Origin of the sequence: Brevibacillus sp. AF8 (genome assembly GCF_021270385.1) — a bacterium.
Classification (GTDB): domain Bacteria; phylum Bacillota; class Bacilli; order Brevibacillales; family Brevibacillaceae; genus Brevibacillus.
In genome coordinates this window covers 90,700-97,486 of sequence record NZ_JAGQDN010000023.1, presented here as the reverse complement: position 1 = coordinate 97,486, position 6,787 = coordinate 90,700, and the positions used below count along the sequence as shown (strand labels likewise).

The window sequence follows — 6,787 nt, the reverse complement described above, 5'->3', positions numbered from 1 at the left end:
GGTTTCGCTTTTTTTCATGGAGCCGGGCAGTCCATCCCACAGGGGGTGGCCCTAGAATCTGAGCGTTTTCTCTTGTTTTCTCCCACTACTACAGCCCGACCGAGAGGTTTTTAAAAAAGGCTTCCCGGCAATGACAAGCGTCCAACAGTGCTGGCCAAGTTTTACATACGATGACCATGTAAAACAAACTTATCTCCCGAAAGGAAGGGGTGCCATGGCAACCTTTCAGGAAGCGCTCCTGGCCAAGAAGCATTTGCTCAAAAGGTGGAAGCGGATGCCGGGCGTAATTGGCATCGGGATTGGCTACGCAAACGGAAAAAACAAAAAAGGCGGCGCCTGCATTGTGATGTATACCGTAAATGCAAGTGACGCCGTGAAGAAGAGATGCCCAAGTTGCGTCCTTGTCAAAAGGCAGGTGGCGACAGCCCGTGTATCTGTTCCTGTTCGTACCGTCACCTCTGGACCGTGCCAGTGTCATCCTGCTGTACGTCCCTCTGCAACGAATTATCGCAGAAGAATCAGACCTGTGATCGCTGGATATAGTATCGGCTACCCAGGGGCGTCCGGAACGGCTGGTTTAATCGTTGCGCGAAGAGGACAGCGATTTGTACTGAGCAATAATCATGTCCTGAATCGTAACAATACGAGCGGCTATACCGAGACCATCCAGCCAGGTGGAGCAGACGGAGGCCGTTCAGGAAGAGATCGAATCGGACGCTTGTATCGGTATGTTCGACTTCGAAAAAATGCAGGTAATCGAATGGATGCAGCGATTAGTATCCCTACTTCCAATCGACTCCTTGCCCCTCGTTATGCAACAGTGGGCAGAGTACCAGGTGTAATTCGCTCGTATGGCATCGGGCGTAGATTGAAAAAGGTGGGCCGTTCATCAGGGCTGGCATGGGGAACGGTTGAATCGATCCACACTGATATTGATGTGAGTTACGGGAACTACGGAGGACTGGGGACCATCCGTTTTCAGAATCAGACGGTCATCAGAAGTACGGTTCCCATCTCCTTGCCTGGAGATTCCGGCTCTGTTTGGCTGACTGCGGGCAATTACGCGGCGGCTGTGAATTTTGCTGGTTCAGCCAATGGGAGGCTCTCGATTTCGTATCCGGTTGTCTGGGCATTGCAAGCGTTTGGCGTCGGGATAGCAAGAGCAGCAGGGAGAGCCGGCAGGTCGGTTCCTAAAGCCAAAAGAGTCAGGCAAACAAACGCTCGCACTAGACCGCTATCTCCCGGGGAGTTAAACCGTGTCCAAACAAAAAAAGCTGCCTCCAAAAGGCAGCCTGGCAAGAAAAAGCGAAATAGATAATAGCATTAGGAAACTTCTTCGGCTAACTGATCCAGTACGTTGAGAATGCGTTGTGAGATATCTTCTAGCGTATCAAACGTAGCTTCTGCTTCCTCTAGTTTTCCTTGCTTGACGAAGTGGTAAATCCGCCGAACCGTTTCGTGGAACTGTCGATGAGGTGCTTCTAATTGCTTGAAAGAGGGCAAGGTGCTCAAGGAAGGATTGTTCAGGGCCTCGTCATACCAAATCCCCAAGCGGCATTGATGATGGTCGACGATTTCCTTTTCATCAATGTGGTGATACCCAAGCATGAAGTTGTACAGCCACCATCTCCATAAGAGATGATCGGTTTTTACGATTCGCAAATAATGCTTGGTCTTTAATTGGCTCGTTTGTGTGATGCTCAGCTTGTGAAGGCTGTTAATGCCAGCGCCAACATCATAGACGTTTTTACCTACATTTGAGACGTGCGAAGAGACCTGCTCCATATTCGTCAGGACTTGCGATATGCGCATTGAAATATCATCTGTGGCAGCAGACTGCTCTTGTGCCAATGCTGCGATGTGTCCGGTGGAATGCCCGACAGTCTCAATGTTTTGCACAATATCTCCTAGTATCCTTATCGCATCCCGTGTCTGAATCATTTTATCGTTAAAATGGTCGCTCATGAGAGTGGCCGTTTCTTTTACCTGGACAGCTTCATTCTGAACGTTGGTGATTGTGGTTGTAATGCTTTGAACGGATTGCTTGGTCTGTTCTGCGAGCTTTCGTACTTCATCTGCCACGATAGCAAAGCCCCGCCCGTGTTCGTTGGCACGAGCTGCCTCAATCGACGCATTTAATGCAAGCAGATTGGTTTGATCGGCTATATTGCGGATGACTTGGACAACCTGAGAAACTTCTGCGATGGATGTCATTAATTGAGAAGTTTTTGTTTGCATCTCTTGGAACTCCTCTGCCATGGAAAGAAAGCTGGTTAATGACTCTTGGATAATATCCTTGCCCATCGCCGCTTGCTCGATTGTAGTAGAAGCACTCTCTGCGACAGAGACGGCTGATTGAGCCACTTTTTGCACAGATTCACTTAGTTGCTCAGCAGCAGATCCCACATTGCCAGCTTCCTCAGTCGTATCCTCAAGCGTGTCCAGCACATGCTTGAATTTATCGATCTTAATCACTAACTCCAGAACTTCGCCCAGGCGATCAATGACTTTGTAATCATTGTCTTCCTGATACGATTGGAGGACAATTTGCGAATCAAGCGTGATGATCTTCAGGAGTGCCAACAGGACAGAAGATAATTCCTGGGGACGCTTCGAATAGGTGTTGACGATTGCGGGAATCAAATATTCATAGACCCGCAAGTAAGAGCCCGTATACCATTCTGGCGCAAGTCCAATTTTGCTGTGGACCTCTCCGATTTTCTTGCGCCCGGCAACATAGGCCTCGTCTAGTTTGGCGTGTGGAAGCGATTGCAAATAGTGACGAAAGGAAACGGCCAATCGGTCAACCGTCGTATGCGTTTCGATCGTCTGCATAAGATGGGAATATTGGCGAAGCATGTGGTAATGACGTTCTGTAATGGCCTCTAGGTGTTCTGTTAGGAGTGGTTCAATTTGTTTCAGCCGATCAAGGTCTGTCTGATTCATTTGCAAAAAATGAACCTTCCCCGTTAGCTGATCGGACATTTGGACATCGCTTTTTTGAATTGAGGCGGTAACGGTCTGGACGCCACGCTTACCAAACATAAAATCCCTCCATATGTTTACGAAAAACGGGCCTATTCACAAGGGGAATAGGCCATAAGTACTTTATAGATTATAGCATTCACGTATGGGGTTGAATCTTTGGAACTATTATGATTTTGTGAAAAGAATGTTAAGAAATGGGCAACATCATCAATTATTCAAAAAAGTTCATGTGATGCTTTTCGTCCCGGTAGTAAGCGAGACGGTCCTGGAGAGTGCCTGTATGTAATTCGAACTTATGCCCATCAGGGTCGGTGAAATAAATGGAGCGCTTATCCCGCTCCGAACGATCCCGTCCATGCAAAATGGTAACGCCATGCTTTTCCAAGTGAGCGTACCACTCGTCAAATGACTCTTCTGTGATAGTGAAGGCCATGTGTGTATAGGAGTGAGCAATTTCATTGCGTGGGATGTCAGGTTCCTCGTTTAGCGCCAACCAGTAGCCATTTAAGTCAAAGTAAGCCAGCTTGCGACCTCGTACGAGTGGTTTGGCATGCAGGACATCCCGGTAAAAACAAAAAGATTTTTCCAGATTAGAGACAGAGAAAAGCAAATGATTCAATCCTTGGAGTTGCGGCAATACGTCCCCCACCTTTTTAGCATTCATCTTGCAACTATTGCTATTGTATGGGGAAAACAGGCAAACCACCAGTCATTCCGGGTCTGCCTGCATGTGTTTAGGATTGACTTTGTTGAGCTTGCGCTTGGGTTTGCAGCGAGGATTGGACTTGGGACACCATCGTTTGCGCTTGGGCAATTTCCTGTGACGCTTGTTTCAAGGCTTCTTCGGCGAGCTGTGGATTGGCTGCAGATTGCTCGATCGCTTGCGTAATCATATTTTTTGCCAGCGTGGTTGCTGCCTCTGCTTTTTTTAGTGAGTCAGTGTTAATTTGGCTAGGCATTGCTATACCTCCTGCGGGTTTTGATGATGGGAACACCGTATTAATTTGTCCCTCATGCAACGGTTTATGTATATGGATACGCGTCCAACCGTTTTCCTCCCGTGATGCATAGTCTGACAGGGGGAGGGACGTCAGATGAAAAAGCAATGGGTGCAGGTCATTCGATTGGCAGAGCAAGCATTCTTTACGATTATCTTTTCAGCGCATAAGCGGGTGGGGGATCGCGGAATTATTTTGCCAAAGCGGTTCAATTCCAAGTTGAAAATTCGCCGTTTCCTGCAAAAATTCATGACCCCTTGTCTGGCAAATCGAGTGATCGGCAATCTTGATTTGCGGCGAATAAACGGACGACTCGCGATCCCGGTAGGGGATACGATAGGGGCGCCACCGATTGTAAAATCACAGGTCCTGTCTTCGGGCAGCAAGCGTGCGACACTTGTGGTATGGTTTGCCTTCGATTCCAGTGATCGATTTTTCCGTGTGTATCAGTTGAAAAAGCTTCCAAATGGGCGTTGGATCATTGTAGGGCGTCATCCGCTGGATTATCCTTTTAACCTTCCGCAAGATTTCTTGAAACGGCAAATACCATGTGGGAAAATCTGTACTCCAAGAAGAGAGAAGTTCAATACCAGGAAAAAATGACTATATTCCAAAAAAATCCGGTATTGATATTGGTTCAATTTGACTGTATAGTATGTAAGTGTTGCGATACTTATCGGAAGTTGTCGAATGAGAGAAGGTCCGATATGGCTGGCAATCGGGAAGTAGCTCAGCTTGGTAGAGTACTTGGCTTGGGACCAAGGGGTCGCAGGTTCGAATCCTGTCTTCCCGACCATTTTCATTTTGAATAAGCCGGTATGGCGGAATTGGCAGACGCGCGCGACTCAAAATCGTGAGGGAAACCGTGGGGGTTCAAGTCCCTCTACCGGCACCAGCAATCTATACATATGGTTTTCGTTATAAGGTGGGGAACAGTGAGTAGGCCTGTTTCTCACTTTTTTTTGTTCTTACAATCATTGTCCATTATACCGACAATAGATAGGGAAGATTGTATGGAAGCATCAGGACAAACAAAGCCTGCCAAAGGAGAGGACGACAGTGATTAAGGTAATGATAGTGGAAGATGAAAAGCCTATCCTTGATCTCATGAAGCATGTCATCGGACAAAACGATCACTATACGATCGTTGGAGCATTCACACATCCACTAGAGGCTCTCGCTTGTCTGCCCGATCTATGCCCTGATGTGGCGTTCTTAGATGTAGAAATGCCAAAAATGAACGGACTTGAGCTAGGTTCCAAAATAAACGAGTTGTCTGAGCACACAAAAATTATTTTTACGACTGCCTATAAGCAGTACGCGTTGGATGCGTTTAAGGTATACGCGTTTGACTATATTTTAAAACCGATTACGCCTGCTGCCATTGAACGGGTGACGAATCGGTTAGTCAAACAGCTACAAATGACGACTCCGATCAAACATCCCATGAAGAATAGTTCCATCCAATGCTTTGGTGGTATGGACGTGCGCAATGCAGGAGGCGAAGTTGTGCGATGGCCAACGAGAAAGAGTGAGGAGCTGTTTGCCTACTTTCTCTGTCATCCCAGGGAGGATATCAGCAAGTGGCATCTGACTGATCTTTTATGGCCGGAGATGGACGAAAGCAGAGCCACGCATAACCTGCACAATACCATGTACCGCCTGAAGAAAATCATGAAAGAGCAAGAACTCGGCATCGATATACAAAAAACGGGTGAAGGTTATCTATTTCACCCGTTGGATCAGACGTACGATTTATTGGCATTCCAGCAATTCGATCTTGCTTCGTTAAAGGATAGGCAAAGCGCAAGAGGAGCCGAAAACTTGTGTGCAATGTACAAGGGAGCCCTTTTTGATCGCAAGGATTTCTTGTGGAAAGCCCCTCTGGAAGAACGGTATCGAAAAAAGTATACGGAGCTGGTGTGCAAACTGGTAGAGCTAGACATTGCCTCAGAGGAGTTGCCCAAGGCAGTGCGCAGGCTGGAAGAGTACTTGACGGTGTACCCTTTGCACGAGGAAATGAATGTCGCTTTGATGAGCATTTACGCAAGGGGCGAACAAAAACAGAAAATCGTCCAGCACTATGCCAAATTCGCTAATGCCTATCGCCAAGAGTGGGAAATGGATCCGCCTCAGGAGATAAGCGAGTGGGTGACGCGCGTGATTGGGCAGTGAGACAAGAAGCAGGAAGATATCATTACAACCACAGATCCTGTGAGAAGTTTGGGAGAACGAATTGCTATCATTCCAAGAAAAAGGAAGAAGGCGAGTTTCATGCAGTTCACCATAATATCTGTGGGAAAAATCAAAAATGATATCTTGCCGCGAGTGGAAGCATACAGCGAACGCTTGGCCGTGTATTGCAAAATGAACATCGTCGAAATTCCAGAAGATGACCGAATGGAAAAGATGAACAGCTCTGAAATCGAACAAGTGAGGCAGTTGGAAGGACAAAAAATTCTCGCGCAAGTCAAACAAGAACAGTATGTTATTGCCCTCACTGGAGAAGGAGAACTGTGGACCCCGAAGCGACTTTCTATGCAAATTGAAGATTTGTCGGCGGAGGGTCAAAATGAGATTATCTTTGTGATTGGCGGCTCATTTGGCTTATCAGAGGAAGTCTTGTTAAGGGCAAATGAGCGGTTGGCACTCCCAAAGAAAGCATATCCCTATCAGTTGGCGCGTTTGGTCGTGCTGGAACGTTTGTACAGAGCACTGCGAATCAGCTTGGGAGAGCCGCTTCGGTAGTCTCGTTCAACAAGAAGTTGATAATCGGCATAAGGAGTCTTGAAACTATATTC

The 6,787-nt window shown here is 47.1% G+C and carries 7 protein-coding genes and 2 tRNA genes; 6 read left to right on the top strand and 3 right to left on the bottom strand.

The window, feature by feature from the left end; all coding sequences use genetic code 11:
* Positions 1-214 precede the first annotated feature (214 nt).
* On the top strand, positions 215-1,318 hold the full coding sequence (locus tag KB186_RS23960; RefSeq protein ID WP_173610793.1) for a chymotrypsin family serine protease: 1,104 nt from the start codon (positions 215-217) through the stop codon (positions 1,316-1,318).
* Between the two features lie 5 nt (positions 1,319-1,323).
* On the opposite strand, the gene KB186_RS23955 is transcribed toward KB186_RS23960, so the two are convergent.
* The 3 genes from KB186_RS23955 to KB186_RS23945 all read right to left on the bottom strand — a co-directional run bounded on the left by KB186_RS23955 (position 1,324) and on the right by KB186_RS23945 (position 3,947).
* Positions 1,324-3,045 carry a protoglobin domain-containing protein gene (locus KB186_RS23955; RefSeq protein ID WP_173610794.1) on the bottom strand — a complete coding sequence of 574 codons (1,722 nt, stop codon included), beginning with the start codon at positions 3,043-3,045 and terminating at the stop codon, positions 1,324-1,326.
* A 154-nt stretch (positions 3,046-3,199) separates the two neighbouring features.
* Positions 3,200-3,652 carry a metallothiol transferase FosB gene (gene fosB, locus KB186_RS23950; RefSeq protein ID WP_173610795.1) on the bottom strand — a complete coding sequence of 151 codons (453 nt, stop codon included), beginning with the start codon at positions 3,650-3,652 and terminating at the stop codon, positions 3,200-3,202.
* 70 nt (positions 3,653-3,722) lie between these two features.
* Complete coding sequence (locus KB186_RS23945; protein ID WP_173610796.1) at positions 3,723-3,947, bottom strand: hypothetical protein; 225 nt, start codon at positions 3,945-3,947, stop codon at positions 3,723-3,725.
* Between the two features lie 135 nt (positions 3,948-4,082).
* On the opposite strand from KB186_RS23945, the gene KB186_RS23940 reads away from it, so the two are divergent.
* The 5 genes from KB186_RS23940 to KB186_RS23920 all read left to right on the top strand — a co-directional run bounded on the left by KB186_RS23940 (position 4,083) and on the right by KB186_RS23920 (position 6,734).
* Positions 4,083-4,589, top strand: a complete 507-nt coding sequence (locus tag KB186_RS23940; protein WP_221868044.1) for an IseA DL-endopeptidase inhibitor family protein — start codon at positions 4,083-4,085, stop codon at positions 4,587-4,589.
* A 116-nt stretch (positions 4,590-4,705) separates the two neighbouring features.
* A tRNA-Pro gene (locus KB186_RS23935) sits at positions 4,706-4,782 on the top strand.
* 16 nt (positions 4,783-4,798) lie between these two features.
* A tRNA-Leu gene (locus KB186_RS23930) sits at positions 4,799-4,881 on the top strand.
* Positions 4,882-5,045: 164 nt separating this feature from the next.
* The gene (locus KB186_RS23925; protein WP_173610798.1) at positions 5,046-6,161 is read left to right on the top strand and encodes a response regulator; all 1,116 of its coding nucleotides are present in this window, start codon (positions 5,046-5,048) and stop codon (positions 6,159-6,161) included.
* 99 nt (positions 6,162-6,260) lie between these two features.
* Positions 6,261-6,734, top strand: coding sequence for a 23S rRNA (pseudouridine(1915)-N(3))-methyltransferase RlmH (locus KB186_RS23920; RefSeq protein ID WP_173610799.1), 474 nt, complete (start codon positions 6,261-6,263; stop codon positions 6,732-6,734).
* Positions 6,735-6,787 lie beyond the last annotated feature (53 nt).

Coding starts and splice junctions, on each gene's coding strand:
- KB186_RS23940 (WP_221868044.1), top strand. CDS start 4,083: ATGAAAAAGCAATGGGTGCAGGTCATTCGATTGGCAGAGCAAGCATTC.
- KB186_RS23945 (WP_173610796.1), bottom strand. CDS start 3,947: ATGCCTAGCCAAATTAACACTGACTCACTAAAAAAAGCAGAGGCAGCA.
- KB186_RS23955 (WP_173610794.1), bottom strand. CDS start 3,045: ATGTTTGGTAAGCGTGGCGTCCAGACCGTTACCGCCTCAATTCAAAAA.
- KB186_RS23920 (WP_173610799.1), top strand. CDS start 6,261: ATGCAGTTCACCATAATATCTGTGGGAAAAATCAAAAATGATATCTTG.
- KB186_RS23960 (WP_173610793.1), top strand. CDS start 215: ATGGCAACCTTTCAGGAAGCGCTCCTGGCCAAGAAGCATTTGCTCAAA.
- fosB (WP_173610795.1), bottom strand. CDS start 3,652: ATGAATGCTAAAAAGGTGGGGGACGTATTGCCGCAACTCCAAGGATTG.